Source organism: Solihabitans fulvus (genome assembly GCF_008386585.1).
Classification (GTDB): domain Bacteria; phylum Actinomycetota; class Actinomycetes; order Mycobacteriales; family Pseudonocardiaceae; genus Solihabitans; species Solihabitans fulvus.
In genome coordinates this window covers 1-245 of the sequence record NZ_VUOB01000192.1, presented here as the reverse complement: position 1 = coordinate 245, position 245 = coordinate 1, and the positions used below count along the sequence as shown (strand labels likewise).

1 protein-coding gene is annotated in these 245 nt (G+C 71.0%); it reads right to left on the bottom strand.

All coding sequences use genetic code 11. From position 1 onward, the window contains the following. The coding region (locus tag F0L68_RS41260; protein ID WP_497857960.1) for a class I SAM-dependent methyltransferase at positions 1-245 on the bottom strand (245 nt) is incomplete at both ends.

Genomic DNA, 245 nt, shown 5'->3' with positions numbered 1-245 from the left:
CAGGGTGGGCACCCCCTTCCGGATCGCGGCGGCGCCGACGTTGGCGGCCGGCTCGACGCCGAGGCAGCGGATTCCCCGCTCGACCACGTGTTGCAGCAGGTAGCCGTCGTTGCTGGCCACCTCGACGACGAACGAGTCCGCGCCGAGCCCCCTGGTCGCGACCGCGGCGTCCACGAAGTCCCGCGCGTGCGCGACCCAGCTCGTGGAGTACGAGGAGAAGTACGCGTACTCGGTGAAGGTGTCCT